General features: G+C 39.6%; 15 protein-coding genes. 10 read left to right on the top strand and 5 right to left on the bottom strand.

Going from position 1 to position 15,147, the window contains the following annotated elements; all coding sequences use genetic code 11:
* Positions 1–34: 34 nt before the first annotated feature.
* Positions 35–1,075, top strand: coding sequence for a TerC/Alx family metal homeostasis membrane protein (locus DRF67_RS06675; RefSeq protein WP_115927534.1), 1,041 nt, complete (start codon positions 35–37; stop codon positions 1,073–1,075).
* A 105-nt stretch (positions 1,076–1,180) separates the two neighbouring features.
* Here DRF67_RS06675 and DRF67_RS06670 read toward each other — a convergent pair whose 3' ends face one another.
* On the bottom strand, positions 1,181–2,194 hold the full coding sequence (locus DRF67_RS06670) for a catalase family protein (protein WP_115927533.1): 1,014 nt from the start codon (positions 2,192–2,194) through the stop codon (positions 1,181–1,183).
* Positions 2,195–2,503: 309 nt separating this feature from the next.
* Here DRF67_RS06670 and DRF67_RS06665 point away from each other — a divergent pair, with 309 nt between their 5' ends.
* The 5 genes from DRF67_RS06665 (at position 2,504) to DRF67_RS06645 (ending at position 6,420) form a co-directional block, all read left to right on the top strand.
* The gene (locus tag DRF67_RS06665) at positions 2,504–2,938 is read left to right on the top strand and encodes an FKBP-type peptidyl-prolyl cis-trans isomerase (protein WP_115927532.1); all 435 of its coding nucleotides are present in this window, start codon (positions 2,504–2,506) and stop codon (positions 2,936–2,938) included.
* A gap of 150 nt (positions 2,939–3,088) precedes the next feature.
* Complete coding sequence (locus tag DRF67_RS06660; RefSeq protein ID WP_115927531.1) at positions 3,089–4,039, top strand: hypothetical protein; 951 nt, start codon at positions 3,089–3,091, stop codon at positions 4,037–4,039.
* A 66-nt stretch (positions 4,040–4,105) separates the two neighbouring features.
* A complete protein-coding gene (locus DRF67_RS06655) occupies positions 4,106–4,516 on the top strand; it encodes an Rrf2 family transcriptional regulator (RefSeq protein ID WP_115927530.1) in 411 nt (136 codons plus the stop codon).
* A 58-nt stretch (positions 4,517–4,574) separates the two neighbouring features.
* Entirely contained in the window at positions 4,575–5,228 is a 654-nt protein-coding gene (locus tag DRF67_RS06650; protein ID WP_115927529.1) for an NAD(P)-dependent oxidoreductase, read from the top strand.
* Between the two features lie 16 nt (positions 5,229–5,244).
* A complete protein-coding gene (locus DRF67_RS06645; protein ID WP_115927528.1) occupies positions 5,245–6,420 on the top strand; it encodes an MBL fold metallo-hydrolase in 1,176 nt (391 codons plus the stop codon).
* Positions 6,421–6,720: 300 nt separating this feature from the next.
* Here DRF67_RS06645 and DRF67_RS06640 read toward each other — a convergent pair whose 3' ends face one another.
* Entirely contained in the window at positions 6,721–7,749 is a 1,029-nt protein-coding gene (locus tag DRF67_RS06640; RefSeq protein ID WP_115927527.1) for a M23 family metallopeptidase, read from the bottom strand.
* 222 nt (positions 7,750–7,971) lie between these two features.
* Here DRF67_RS06640 and DRF67_RS06635 point away from each other — a divergent pair, with 222 nt between their 5' ends.
* Complete coding sequence (locus DRF67_RS06635) at positions 7,972–9,012, top strand: NAD(P)H-dependent glycerol-3-phosphate dehydrogenase (protein ID WP_115927526.1); 1,041 nt, start codon at positions 7,972–7,974, stop codon at positions 9,010–9,012.
* Positions 9,013–9,080: 68 nt separating this feature from the next.
* On the opposite strand, the gene DRF67_RS06630 is transcribed toward DRF67_RS06635, so the two are convergent.
* The 3 genes from DRF67_RS06630 to DRF67_RS06620 are packed head-to-tail and all read right to left on the bottom strand — an operon-like array spanning position 9,081 to position 11,799.
* Entirely contained in the window at positions 9,081–9,857 is a 777-nt protein-coding gene (locus DRF67_RS06630) for a hypothetical protein (RefSeq protein ID WP_123912712.1), read from the bottom strand.
* A gap of 10 nt (positions 9,858–9,867) precedes the next feature.
* Complete coding sequence (locus DRF67_RS06625; protein WP_115927524.1) at positions 9,868–10,689, bottom strand: hypothetical protein; 822 nt, start codon at positions 10,687–10,689, stop codon at positions 9,868–9,870.
* 9 nt (positions 10,690–10,698) lie between these two features.
* Positions 10,699–11,799 carry a hypothetical protein gene (locus tag DRF67_RS06620; protein WP_115927523.1) on the bottom strand — a complete coding sequence of 367 codons (1,101 nt, stop codon included), beginning with the start codon at positions 11,797–11,799 and terminating at the stop codon, positions 10,699–10,701.
* Between the two features lie 501 nt (positions 11,800–12,300).
* Between DRF67_RS06620 and mqo the strand changes: the two genes are divergently transcribed.
* From mqo to DRF67_RS06600, 3 genes are all read left to right on the top strand, one after another.
* Positions 12,301–13,806: a malate dehydrogenase (quinone) gene (mqo, locus tag DRF67_RS06610; protein ID WP_115927521.1), complete on the top strand. Its 1,506-nt coding sequence runs from the start codon at positions 12,301–12,303 to the stop codon at positions 13,804–13,806.
* A gap of 71 nt (positions 13,807–13,877) precedes the next feature.
* The gene (locus tag DRF67_RS06605; RefSeq protein ID WP_115927520.1) at positions 13,878–14,276 is read left to right on the top strand and encodes a hypothetical protein; all 399 of its coding nucleotides are present in this window, start codon (positions 13,878–13,880) and stop codon (positions 14,274–14,276) included.
* Positions 14,277–14,279: 3 nt separating this feature from the next.
* A complete protein-coding gene (locus tag DRF67_RS06600) occupies positions 14,280–15,146 on the top strand; it encodes an AadS family aminoglycoside 6-adenylyltransferase (RefSeq protein ID WP_115927519.1) in 867 nt (288 codons plus the stop codon).
* The last annotated feature ends 1 nt before the right edge of the window (position 15,147 follow it).

Below are 15,147 nucleotides of genomic sequence, written 5' to 3'. Positions count from 1 at the left end.
TTTATTGCTTTTATCATATAATAACATAACTCAAGTGGAACATCAAAGTATTTTAGATCTGCACCCGGGCTTGGTGTGGGGATTTGCGGTAACAGTCGTTATCATGCTACTCCTGGACTTAGGAGTATTCAATAAAAAAAGTCATGAAGTATCTTCCAAGGAAGCTACCATCTGGTCTATCGTATGGATCTCGCTGTCCATGGTATTCTCCGGAGTCGTGTATTGGGTATTCAATACCGATGGTACTCCCGAGAGCCATGCACTGGCTGTAGAAAAATTTACGCAGTACCAGGCTGCCTATTGGATAGAGAAAGCGCTGTCTGTGGACAACTTATTTGTTTTCATTCTTGTTTTCGGATTTTTCAAGGTTCCGAAATACCTGCATCATAAGGTTCTTTTCTGGGGAATTATCGGTGCCTTAATCTTCAGGGCGATCTTTATCTTCGCAGGAGTAGGACTAATCAACCTGACCTATCTTCCTGAAATGCACATCTTCGGAGAAGCAGTTCAGATCAATGTAGTGATGACCCTTTTCGGATTATTCCTTGTGTATGCAGGAATCAAATCGTGGGGTGACGGTGGTGACGATGATGATGAGGACTACAGCAATACCGCAGGAGCAAGACTGATCAAGAGTTTCTGGAAAGTTTCCGACAACTATGACGGGGATAAGTTCTTTACCATACAGAACGGGATCAAAATGGCAACACCGCTTTTAGTGGTAGTTGGAGTTATTGAATTTACAGACGTTCTTTTTGCAGTAGATTCTATTCCGGCAATCTTTGCGATTTCAAACGATCCGTTTATCCTTTATACCTCCAACATTTTTGCCATTTTAGGATTGAGATCTCTGTATTTCCTGTTGGCCAATTTCATTCACATGTTCAGCAAACTTCCATACGGATTGGCTATTATTCTTTCATTTATTGGAGTTAAAATGCTTATTGCACCGTGGATTCATATTCCCTCCCCAATTTCATTAGGAATTGTCGGTGGAGTATTGGTGATTTCCGTTCTTTTATCCGTTATCTTCCCCGAAAAAGAGGAGGATGAGAAAGAGAAGCTGGAAGACTAGAACGTTGTATTATACTATATAAAAAGCCCCTGAGTATTGATCTCAGGGGCTTTTTTGTCATTGAAAAGGATTATATATTGTTTTGTGCTTTCTGGCATTTAACAATTAAAGTTCAGGGCTTTTACCATGCAGAAGCTTATTGATTTTTCTTCTGGTCTGCAGTGATACTTTATACGCTTCATCTCTAAGTTTCTGTATTTTTCCAACAGGCTGAAAAATAGATTTGCTTTCAAAGGGATTGAAGGAAAGAAGTTCATTATTACAGTCGCGCGGGTCTAATAAAGAGCCTTTGTCTATTTTTATTTCACCCACCTTAATAAACGGAGAATTTTTCCATTCTTTATTCAATGTATTGATGGGCTGATCTTTGAGATCATAGCAGATCTGAATCAGAACATTAGCGGTAAAATCATGTGCGAGAAAATAAGTATGTAAAGCTTCCTGTACCTTTTGTTTCTTCCCTGTATTTTTATCTGTCCCCTGTGGAGTGAGCTTTATTTTGATCATGTAATCTCCAAGCCGATATGCTCCTACTGAATGATAATCAAAAGACAGAATAAAATCATTTCTTTTGCTGATCAGCTTCAGGACGTTTTTCATGAAAGAACCATTTAAAATAGAAGGGACGGTTTTGAGGAGTTGTGTACATAAGGATGGCAAGCTGCTCCATTTCTTTATATAGAACTTATTGACGGCAGTGAAAAGTTGTAAAAAAGTGGAAACGGAATTCAGGGGGAATAATGGAAAATTGACCAATGGATAATTGGCGAGAAGTCCTCCGTTATCATCTCTCACCTGAACTGCGAAGCCATAGGCAGGGATATCTTTCTTCGTATTTCTGATCTTTAGTTCCGCATTGGAAAACCTGATGGTAAGATCAAATTTTTCCTTATCAAAAAATGGACGAAGCGATTCAGGAATGTTTGGATCGATCCAAAATGTTCCTTTTGCTACCGCGTATGTTTTTGCATGTGCATTTCTGGTAGCATAGTTAACGTCACTTATTGAAGAGGATTGTTCAACGAAATCCGCAATGGTTTTCTTATTGATTTCCAGAAGCTTTTTTTCCTCTTCATTAAGCTCGTCGAATTTCTTATTATATCGTAGTGGATTTGGCATTTAGTTTTTAAATCCAATTATAACGCCAAGTTTCGAAAACTGTGTTAAGAAAATATTACAAATATCTGAATTTTGAGTAAGGAGGAAGCCAAAAGCAAGATGAATAACCCTGTTGTGAACCTGACTCACTTGTGATAAGGGTTCTATGTTGTTGATTATCAATGGGTGTTAAGTTGGGAATAACAATACAGTGTAAGAGAAGATTGTAGAAAGCTGACTGCGCTGGTGATCTGGCTTTATTTTAGATTTCCATTTTCAAGCTTCTACCTTTCCACTCTAAAAAGCACTATCTTTGTAAAAAATTATAATATGGGAGTAGCAGATATGTTATTTAAACGTAAAAAAGAGCTGGCAGAAAAGAACCTGAAAGACGGTAAAGAATATATGGTGGAATATGGTAAAAGAGAAAGTGTTGTAGAATTGCCAAGCGGTTTGCAGTACGAAATCATTACCAAAGGTGACGGACCAAAACCGGGACCCAAATCTACCGTGAAGTGCCATTATCATGGAACAACGATTTCCGGTAAAATTTTCGACAGTTCAGTAAAAAGAGGTACCCCAGCTTCTTTCCCTCTCAACAGAGTGATTGCAGGATGGACAGAAGCTCTTCAGCTAATGCCGGTGGGAAGCAAATGGAGATTGATCATCCCTCCTCATCTGGCTTATGGTGATCAGGAGATCAGTAAAGAAATCGGACCTAATTCTACCTTAGTTTTCGAAGTAGAGTTGCTGGATATAAAATAATCCGACTTAAAAATAAATTAAAAATTTACCTGATTTCAGGTAAATTTTTTTATTTGTTTTATATTCGTGTAGGTAAATTGTAAATCGTAGTGAAAGAAATGAGCGAAATATATGTTCTGCAATTGATCCCATGCACAAACCCATAACTGAATGAAAAAACTCTTTTATCTTTTCACTGCTGTCGCCCTCCTGACGTCTTGCGTTTCCAAAAAGAATCAGGCGATCCAGCAGAATATTCTTACCCTTAAAGACAGCTACTGTAAAGCTCCTTTTAAATATAATTATGAAAATAAGCTTCCGTCTTACAATTCGGATTCTATTATAGCAGCCAATAAAGAACTGAAAGAATTGTTTTCGGATCAGAGTATTCTTATCCTGAATGCCCTGGATAATCTGGATGAGGTACATGAGATTATGGATCTGAAAAAAGACTCTTCCTTAGCTTCCCAGGTTAAGGTTTTACAGCTGAAGACCAAAATAAACAGTAAGATTACCATTGCCCTTACCGAATTGGATGCCGTAGCTGCAGAATTTGACTGTGAAGGAGAAAGAGTGGCACAGATTGGCAATTATGTAGATAACCTGAACTCCTCAAGAAATAATAAGCTGATTTTATACTCCATCATTGCAGGGGCTGCAGCTTCTATCGCCGGAGGTATTGTAAAGGACGAAGGCTGGAGTAATGCTATCGATATCAGTGGTGGGGTACTTGGAGCAGGATTTGGTCTGGCAACCCTTAACCCTAAGGGCAAAAAAGTTGAATTTATTCATCAGAGAAACCTGTTGCGGGATATCTGGAGAGAAAAACTGGAATCACCGAATTTTCCACCTTTCATCTGGTATATGTATACAGAGAAAAAATTTTCGAACCGGGAAGAGCGTTCCATTATCGGTAATATGAAAGAAAGATGGCTTCATTATCAGTTTGATGATAATAAAACTGCGGCTGATCAGTCTGTAATATTCAGTGACGGAGGCTACTACCGGGCAGATGACCTTCACAACAGGGCAGCGATGCTCAACCAGATGCAGTCGGCAACAAGAACCATTAACCAGAATATCAATTATTTACTGTTGGATCTGGATAAATTAATTCTTTAAGAAAAAATTAACTGTAATAAAATTTGTTACATTAAAATAATTGTCTATCTTTGCCATGTAATTACAATGAATAATACAAGATTTGCTACGGCAGTACATATAATGACATTATTGGCTAAAAGCCCTCAGGAGTGGCTTACTTCTGAATGGATGGCCGGTAGTATCAATGTAAATCCAGTGATTGTGAGGAAAGAGCTGAGCGTATTAAGATCAGCAGGCCTCATCACGAGCAGACAGGGAAAAGAAGGGGGAAGCCAGCTTGCAAAAAATGCAGAGGAAATTACCATTTCCCAGATCTATAAAGCTGTTAAGAATACAGAAGTATTAGGAAAGAAGAACCAGAATCCTAATCCGGCATGCAGTGTAGGGAAGGAGATCAACAATCATTTAAATACATTATTTGAAGAAACAGACCAATTGGTCGTTAAGTTTTTAGGAAACAAATCATTGAAGAAATTCACTGACCAGTTTGAATAATTTTTTTTGACTATAAATGTAACAAAATTTATTACAATTTAATTTAAAATATAACATTATGAAAAAAGTAGCAGTAATCGGTGCAACCGGATTTGTAGGAACACACGTAGTATCAGAATTGGCCAACAGAGGATATGCCGTAGAAGCATTGGTAAGAGATGCTTCCAAAGTTAAAACACAGGAACATGTAACCGCAAAAAGCATTGATGTAAACAATGTAGAGGCTTTGGCAGAAGCTTTAAAAGGAAGCGATGCTGTAATCAGTACGTTCAATGCCGGATGGACGAATCCCAATCTTTACAACGATTTTCTAAACGGTTCGCAAAATATTGAAAAAGCAGTAGAACAATCAGGCGTCAAAAGACTGATCGTCGTAGGTGGAGCGGGAAGTTTGTACACACCGGATGATGTTCAGATTGTAGATACACCTGACTTTCCTGATGCTTATAAACCGGGAGCAACCGCAGCAAGAGATTATTTAAACAAGATCAAAGAAAATAATACACTGGATTGGACCTTCTTTAGCCCGGCGGTTGAGATGAATCAGGCCAACGTAGGGGAAAGAACAGGAAAGTACAGAACCTCTTTGGAAACGCCTGTATTTGATGAAAACGGAAGAAGCCGTCTTTCAGTAGAAGATGTAGCGGTAGCTTTAGTAGACGAGTTGGAACAGAACAACCATATCCGTGAACGTTTTACCGCAGCTTACTAACTAAAAAAAATCAAAGATGTTTAAAAAGAAATTATTATCACTGATCGTGCTGTTGGGTTCTGTAAGTATTGTATGGGCCGGAAATCTGAAAATAAAAGTGTACAATCCGGGGCCAAAGGCGATCTTTCCTATTACATCTACCATTATTTATGGAGATAAGGATGCCATACTTATTGATGCACAGTTTCAGAAACAATATGCGGAACAGCTGGTAAAAGAAATAAAAGCTACCGGAAAAAACCTGAAGACCGTTTTTATCTCCCACAGTGATCCGGATTTCTATTTCGGACTGGATGTGATCAGGAAGGCTTTTCCTGATGTAAAAATCATTTCGACAGCGCAGACTGCGTTTCTGATCTCCGCTTCAAAAGATGATAAGCTTTCAGTATGGAAGCCGCAGCTTAAAGATGATGCACCTTCAGAGATCATTATTCCGGAAGCGGTAACCCGGATTCCTGATCTTGAAGGAAACACCATAGACCTTAAACAGAATCCCGAAGATCCTGCCCACAGCTTCATTTGGATTCCCTCATTAAAAACAGTCGCAGGAGGAATCTCTGTTTCAACAGGATCTCATATCTGGCTGGCAGATACTCAGAATCTAAAAGCCATTGACCAATGGATTGGGCAGATAGAGGTGATGAAATCTCTGAAACCTGAGCAGGTAATTCCTTCTCATTTTGCAAAACAATCCTGGTCACCTCAATCTCTTGACTTTGTAAAGAATTATCTGGAAAATTATAAAACCGCAGTAACAGAGTATAAGACCGCTTCCGCTATTGTTGACTTTATGGTTAAGAAATATCCTGATCTTCCGGGGAAAGAGGAACTGGAAATGGGAGCCAAAGTGTTTCTGGGAGAAATAGACTGGGATCTGAAGTCACCGTACCCTGCCATCGGCAGGAAGGTTGAAGTCGATTTTGGAACGGTAAAATTTCTGTTGGATTTTAAAGATAACAAAACAATGACGTTCACAGGAACAGCGGGAAGTTCAAAAAGCAGTACAGATACTGTAAACTATACTGCGGTGGAAGTGGCTAAAAATGTTTTTATGGTTTATTGGCATGAGCCTCATCTGGGCTTTAATGTTACCCACATTCAGGATTACAATAAGAATATTGTGTATTCTAATATTGCCAGCCCTGATGGTACATTTACACATCCTAAAGGAGCCTTTAAGATTTTAAAATAATATTTTTTTAAACTCTCGCAGATTTTAAGGATTACGCAGATTTTTTAATCTGATAATATAGCAAAAACGGCTGCCAAAAGGCAGCCGTTTTTATCATAAGAAATTACCATCAAGTATTTTCAAAGTTTCATCGAATCAGCTTGCTGATTTTTATTAGCCGCTTTATCTGAAATAATAATCTTAAAACTTTGCTTTCGAAAAATCTGTATACTCAGCTTTATCAGTGTGAGAATAAAATTATATCACATCTATATTTGAGAGTTAAAAAAAAGCTGTATCCATTGGAGACAGCTTTCTATTTTATAGATTCATAAACAGTTTCGGATTTACCGGTGTATTGTTTTTATGTACTTCATAATGAAGATGAGGCCCTGTGGAACGGCCGGAATTTCCGGATTTGGCAATCACCTGGCCGACCTTTACTTTATCATTCACTTTAGAAATAAGTTGTGATAAATGCCCATAGAGCGTGGCTAAACCATTTCCATGAGAAACGATGACACAGTTTCCATATCCTCCCTTCTGTCCGGAGAAAATGACGGTTCCTGCAGCGGCAGCCCTTACATCCGAGCCAAAAGCAACAGCAATATCCAATCCTTTATGGAACTGCATCTGATCTGCTTCTGCAGGCGGATTGTTTCTCTCCGCAGGCACATTTGAGGAAGTTGCCTTGCCAGCTGTTTTTGCAGTTGCAGAAGCAGGAGCCGAAGCTACAGGAGCTGATTTCGGAGTCACCATGACTTTTACTTCTCTTTTGTTTCCATAGCTGTCGGTAAGCTCAACGATTTTTTCAACAGGCTCAGCTTTAACTTCAGGTTTAGGAGCAGCTGGTGCAGCAGCAGCCGTAGATGCTGAATAGGCATTGGACTTTACTGAAGCATACACTGTTTTGAATGGAATAGGGTTTTTCCTTACCCCGAAATTAGACGAAATATAGCCATCTGTAGGCATGCCTAATGGGACCTCCATCAGTTTTTTCTGAAGATCCACTAAATATTGACTATAACGATTGGCTTGTTTGGAAAGGTAAATAGAATTCGAAATGCTGTCCTGGTCCAGCATCATCAGCTTTTCATTGGTAATATCCTTGGACTTCAGGAAGGAATTCAGCTGACCTACGGTCTGATCTACTAATGTCAGATCTGTTTTCATTTTTAAGTAATCCACACTGTCTTTTTCAGTGTTTATTTTTACAAGATTCACTGCATACATTTTATCATCCCTTTCGGAGAATAGCTTGGCAATGAAGACGCCTTGTGCAAAAACTACTGATAAAAGTCCTCCCAGGAGAATGTTTACGTTCTTCTTGCTGCTTAGAAATTTTTTCATATTTCTTCTCTTAGTATTTTAAAACGGTTTCATGACTGCAAATTTAATTAAAAATAAACTTTGTGAGTTATTCTTAATGAAAAATCAGTTTTTTCTGTATCTAACGTCGAATTAGCTATTTAATTGTGCAGGTAAACTGTTTTTTTCAGAAAACAGTTTTTGTCACGCTTTCCGTGTCCTGTTACATCTATGTTTAATATATTTGCAGTTCACATTCCAATCATGGCTAAAAAAAAAATTATTTCAGAAACATCAAATCCGAAAAAAAATAAAAAGGATTTATCTGTAGGCGTAGTGGGAAGCGGAAGTTTTGCAACCGCTATTGTTAAAATGCTTGTTGAAAACTGCAAAGTAGTTCACTGGTGTGTACGAAGCGAATTTGTAAAAGGAGCTATTGAGCTTCGCGGGCATAACCCTACCTATCTCACCGCCGCCCATTTTAATCTGAAGAGTTTAAAGCTGACAACAGATATCAATGAATTGGTTTCTGCCTGTGATGTTGTTGTTCTGGCCACTCCATCCATATATTTATCTGATACACTGGATAAAATGACCTGTGAATATTCAGATAAGATCTTTATCTCCGCCATTAAAGGGATCATCCCTAAAGTGAACGATGTGGTTGCCCACTATCTCCGCGATGAATTTAAAATCGGTTTCAGAAATCAGGCGGTTATTGCAGGGCCCTGTCATGCCGAAGAAGTTGCTATGGAAAGGCTTTCTTATCTTACCATTGCTACTGTAGAAGATGAAACAGCTGAAAAGCTGGAGGGTATCTTCAGTTCAGATTTTATTAAAGTGCAAACCAGTAAAGATATTCTGGGAAATGAATACAGTGCGATCCTAAAGAATATTTTTGCGATCGGAGCAGGAATAGCCAGTGGATTGGGATATGGAGACAATTTTACAGCAGTATTTGTGTCCAATGCGATTCGTGAAATGGAAACCTTCCTGGAGGCCATTTATGAAGCACCGCGAGATGTGAATGAGAGTGCTTACCTCGGCGACCTTCTGGTAACAGCCTATTCTCTTTTCTCAAGAAACAGAAACCTTGGAAACCTTATCGGAAAAGGATATACCGTAAAATCTGCTATCCAGTCGATGAATATGGTTGCCGAAGGGTATTATGCTGCTGACTCTATCTACAAAACAGCACAACAGAAAAACCTGAAACTACCGATTATTGACACGGTGTATGCCATCCTTTATGAAGGTAAAAACGCTGAAAAACAATTTAAAAAGCTGACCGCCAAATTGAATTAAAGAAAAAACGGAGGCTGTATAAACCTCCGCTTTCAAATACCTAAGCTCAAGCTCACGCTTGGTTTTTTTTATTGGCTCATTTTCGTAATCACCAGTGCAAACGATGATCGTATCATAAGATTACTGGCGGTGAATCCATTGCCATTATCAAATTCAAACCGTTGACGAATTGCTGTCGGGGCCGCCAGAGTTAGAAAGAAAGTACCCTGAAAGAAGGTGAAAGAGCTCGAAAGCTCACACATTCTGATCATTTCCGTAATATTTGTACTGGTAGAAGCATTCACCAAAGCAGAGCGGGTACAGGTGAAATTCTGTCCCAAATATTGGGTATTGGCCGGCCCAGAATTGTTATTGGCGTTGTTGCTGTCTACAGAATATCTTATAATATATTTTCCTGCAGGTAGATTAATGGTCGCATTATTAGCCGCCAGGGAAGCACCCGTAATCTTATTGGAAGCTACACTAAGATTTCCGGTCAGGTTGTTGGTAGACCCTTGAGGAATCAATATCCCCGGATTAATGATCAGCGTCATCGACTGAGGTTCTGATCCCGCAAGAATCGTTCGCTGCCACTGATTTCTGATCCAGGTGTAATATCCTGTCGGATACGTGGAAGTTCCCCCTTTATTGTAAATCATCAGACCATCTGCCGGGTTGGCTACAGGGGTCGAAGTACTGTTCAGAACAGTGAGATCATACTGGGGAAACAAAACCCCTTTGTTGGATGAATTAATATCAAGTACACTGCTGGCATGGGGTGTGTTGGTATTGATTCCAACTTGTGCGTAAGCAGATGTGCTAAAAAACATAACAGCTGTACAAAGACTATAAATGTATTTTTTCATTTTTTTTCTATTATTGGTTAAGGGCAGATCTCTGAATATCCAATTTAGCGTTGGTGATAATAATTTCACCATTATTAGGCGTGGTACCTCCTGCACCCGACTGGTAAGTACCTCCTGCATCGTGCGCGATGGATGGTAACAGTGTAATCGGAGTTGCAGAAGTGGTAACAAATGAAAAACTCATATTAAGAGTGTGTGTTTTATTACTGGCAATGGATTGTGCATTGATGCTTATCGTTTTACCATATTGTGTACCGCTTACGGGATCTATCAATCTTACAAGATATTGGTGCAGATGAACAGGCGTTCCCCCGATTCCTGCGGTCGTGCTCTCCAGTGCTGTTCTTATGCTCAGGCACATATTAACCAGATAACCGCTGTTTCCGGGAAGGGTGATAAGACCGTTGGCAGTATTGTAGGATGCACCAATGTCGTTGGAGATCAACGTAAATGCTGCATCGTTAAAATTCTTATACGTACCGTTGGCAGAGCCCCCCAGAATAGTATAGTCAGTTGGCCGCTGAAGGATCATGTAACTGACAAGGTTATAAGTGTCCGAAAGCTGATTCCATTTGTTATTTTTCCACAGATAAAGCCCTGGACTTATCGTATTTCCCTTATTGTATACCACCAGTCCTTCAGCTGGATTGCTTACTGGGAGGGTGGTGTTCGTAAGGCTTACAAGATCCACTCTGGGCAACAGTACCCCTTTATTGGTGGACTCTGAGACATCTAATACCGCAGAGCTGCTTACGGTAGTTTTCCCGATAGCAACTTGTGCACATATCATCTGAGCGATGCTTAAAAATAGCAGCATATAATTTCTTTTCATAATGTTTTTTTAAAGTTTGGATATTTTAATATATGATCCAGTAGGAATGACATTGACAGCGTCATAAAATGTACTGTTCTGCATTCTGCCAAGATTAAGCCTTAATGCTCCATCAATATTAGCATTGGCAGGCACTGTATAATAGTAAGACCATGTGGCTAAATGATTGGTATTGATTTTTGATACGATAGGAATTTCCTTTCTTGAACTGGCTCCTGAAGTAAACAGCCCGCTCGTATTATTATAGGTGTCATTATAGAAATCTATAAAATATCCCATCAGATAATAGCTGCTGCCTGAGAGGGGAGCTGTTCCTCCCTGCCCGGCAGGACTTTCAGGCGGAGAATTTAGATTGAGGTTTACTTCTACAAGATAACTGCCGGCAGGGAGGATCAGCGAATAGCTGGAGGCCTGATTGGATCTTACATTGAATCCGATAATATTGGAAACTCCTGAAATAGAAGGCCGGTTTTTGAGTAAAGGGGCACTTCCTCCCGCTATCGTATTATCAAGAAGCGATAATACGGGCATTTCAAAATCAAGGTAGGCAACTTTCGGAGTGTTTTCTGCATCAGTAACACTCTGCCATTGGCTGGCAGCAGCATTAAAAAAATGCAGCGCTTTGGTATTGCTGTTGGTCCCTCCGTTAAATCCTATAAGACCGTTGGCAGGGGATGATACCGGACTCGTTGTACTGTTGATATTCACAATATTGAGGTTAGGGAACAGAATCCCTTTATTTCCTCCGGAAATAATGACTGAGGGAGCATTGGTATATCCCGCTCCTCCGTTGGTCACGGTAATTCCTGTTACAACCCCATTAGTGATCACAGCTGTAGCCTGAGCTTTTGTTCCACCGCTAATGACAGAACCTCCACCATAAAAATTGACTGTTGGTACCGTAGTATAGCCACTTCCCCCATTGGTAATGCTCACACCGGTGATAGCTCCCCCTGATACCGTGGCTGTTGCAGAAGCAGGGGTTCCTTTGAAATTTTCAATGTGTAGAATCGCACTGGGATCCGGTGTTGTCGTGTTGATCCCTACGTTTCCACTCTGGGCAAAAATAAGAGTGGGCAGGACCATGCTTAGAAAGTTAATAATTCTCATCTTTAGTATATTTATAAAAAAAAATCAATCAATATTGTTTCAATACTTTATTAATTTAAATTGAAAGTTACATAAAAAAACAGCTGTTTTTTTATGTTTAATTGTAGATTTTATTCTATAAATACGTATGTTTTTCAATTTATAGTGACTTTATTTGAATTATCTATAATGTTTTGTCACGTTTTGTTGAAAAAAAATTCTGTTAAGAATGATTGCTGTTACGACATGTGGTGTAGTGATCATATACAGACAGAGATTTGATCTTGTGAAGCGAAAAGAGATTAGTTACTTTGAGGTGAATTATCTCAGCTTAAACTGTGGTACTTTTTTTTACAAAATAGTATTGATTAATCATTTCAATGGAACTTTATTGGTAATTTCCATGGCTTTTCGTTGTTTCATAAAGATGTATTTTTTCATCAAAAATTTACATGTTAAAATCGTTGAACGGCTCTTTCTTTTTAAAACTTTTCCCGAAATTTGAAGTAAAATTTTAAAATTATGTCACAATCGCTTACAAGCAGAACGCCGAAACCCAAATACGACGTTGTACTGATAGGAGGCGGAATCATGAGCGCCACTTTAGCAACGCTGCTGCATGAATTTGATCCGGATCTTGAAATCGCTATCTTCGAAAGACTTGGAAGATTTGCCAAAGAAAGTACAGCAGCATGGAACAACGCCGGAACAGGGCACTCCGCTTTTTGTGAGCTAAACTATACCCCTGAAAAACCGGACGGTTCAATTGATATTACCAAAGCTGAAAGCATCGCTGAACAGTTTGAAATTTCAAAGCAGTTCTGGGCTTACCTGATCACTAAAGGATATATTCAGGAACCAAAAGAATTCATCAATTCTTGCCCGCACATGAGTCTGGTTTTTGGTGAAAGGGATGCAGAATATCTTAAAAAACGCCATGATACCATGGAAAAGTCTGTGCTTTTTTCAGGGATGGAATTCTCTACAGACCATGATAAACTGAGAGAATGGATTCCGCTGGTGATGAGCAAAAGAAATCAGTCCGAAGTAATGGCAGCCACCAAAATGGATATGGGAACAGATGTGAATTTCGGAAGTCTGACCAGAAAAATGGGAAGGCATCTTCTGGAAGATTCTAATGTAGAAGTTTTCCTGTATCACGAAGTAAAAGATGTTGATCCCAGAGCAGACGGAAAGTGGGAAATGAAAGTGAAGGACAGAATTCATAATCACAAACAGGAAGTAGTAGCGGATTTTGTATTTATCGGAGCCGGAGGATATGCTCTTCCTTTGCTGGACAGCTCAGATATCAAAGAAAGTGAAGGCTATGGAGGTTTTCCTGTTTCCGGACAGTGGCTGGTGACCCATAACCAGGAGCTTGTAGAAAAACATCAGGCTAAGGTATACACCCAGGCCACCGTAGATGCCCCGCCAATGTCTGTTCCTCACCTTGACCTTAGAATCATCGATGGTAAAAAAGCTCTTTTATTTGGACCTTTTGCTGGTTTTTCCACAAAATTCCTGAAAGAAGGAAGCTATCTTGATTTGCCTGAAAGCGTCAATACCAAAAACTTAAGATCTTTATTTGGAGCTTGGTGGCATAATATTCCACTGACCAAATATCTTATTCAGCAGGTTGCCATGACCAAATCTCAGAGAATACAGCATTTAAGAGAATTTGTTAAAGATGCCAAAGAAGAAGACTGGGAACTGAAAGTGGCAGGACAAAGAGTCCAGATCATCAAAAAAGACGAAAAAGAAGGTGGTAAGCTGGAATTCGGAACTGAAGTGGTGGTCAATAAAAACGGAACCATTGCTTCTTTGCTGGGTGCCTCACCAGGAGCTTCTACAGCAGTATATGCGATGCTGAATGTTCTGGAGAAGTGCTTCCCGGAAAAACTACATGGAGAATGGAAAGAGAAGCTGCTTGAAATGGTCCCTTCTTATGGGCAGAAACTGGCCGACCACCCAGAGCTTACCCGGGAGATGAGAAGCTATACCAAAGAAAAGCTGGAACTGGAATATTAATATCAAATAATGAGCAGGGGATACTTATCAACAGTATTCACTGCTTATCATATAATTTTTATAAAAATAAGGTGGAAGAAGTAGTTGTAAAGCCGGTCATTGCAAAAGAACTCTTAGAATCTCTTCAGTATAAAGTGCAGGAGGAGAAACAGGTCATTGTGCATTGCTGTTTTCCGGCATCCCCGTTTTTAGGAAATCTGATCAGGATCTGGCATTCCACCTATCTTTTTGACAATCAGTCTGAACATAGAAGCAAATTGATCCACGCAGAAAATATTTCCATTTCTCCGTATTGGACACCTGTCCCTTTTATGCAGGACTTTTGGTTTACCCTGATCTTCTCCGGACTGCCGAAAGACTGTAAAAGCTTTGACCTTAAAGAGGTAATTCCTGAAGAAGGCGGCTTTTTTGTAGAATCCATCAAAAGAAATTCTTCAGATGTGTACCGTGTGAAAATCTCAGAATTCTAAAATATGAAAGTCAGAGAAGAAAAACTGGAACAGATTACCCGGTGGGCAGAAGATAATCCGGACATCCGTGCGGTGCTTCTGACCAGCTCACTGGTAAACCCTTACGCTCCTGTAGATGATTTCAGCGATCTGGATGTGGAGCTCATTTTTGTAAACAGAACCCCCTATGAAGCAGATCACGAATGGCTGAGTCTTTTTGGAGAGCCAATTGCGGTGATTGAGGAGGGTGATGAGGTCTTTGAAGGAAAGCATGCCATGAAGATGGTGCTGTACAGAGATCATGTGAAAGTTGACTTCAAGCTTTACCATGTAACAGAATTTACAGAAGAAGTTAATCAAGAAACTCTTCCGGAAGATTGGGATGTTGGGTACCGGGTGGTAATCGACAAAGATGATCTTACCAGAAATTTAAAAACTCCTACATACCAGGCGGTGATGATACAGCAACCTTCAGAAAAAGAATTCCGACAGGTGCTCAATGATTTCTGGTGGGATACCACCTATGTGGCAAAGTGCCTTAAACGCGGCGATATTTTTTATGCCAAATTTATGTCTGAGAATATTCTCAGAACAGACTATCTTGTTCCTTTGATAGAATGGTATATTGCTGCTGATCATCAATGGGAGAATATAACAACCAACAAGCATGGAAGGCTTTTCAAAAAATACCTGCCTGAAGACCTATGGCGTAAAACTGAAGCCACTTTTTCAGGAAGTCCTATAGATGAGAACTGGAGGGCTCTGTTTGCATTTGCTGATCTTGTTCACGAAGTAGGAACTGTTTTGGCAGAAAAGCTTGATTTTACCTATCCTGATCAACTCGAAAATGATGTACGTACCTATCTTAATGAGGTAAAATCTATTCCGTAAT

Origin of the sequence: Chryseobacterium pennipullorum (genome assembly GCF_003384725.1) — a bacterium.
GTDB classification, from domain to species: Bacteria; Bacteroidota; Bacteroidia; order Flavobacteriales; family Weeksellaceae; genus Chryseobacterium; species Chryseobacterium pennipullorum.
The sequence above is the reverse complement of the archived record's forward strand: the minus strand, read 5'-3'. Positions and strand labels throughout refer to the sequence as shown.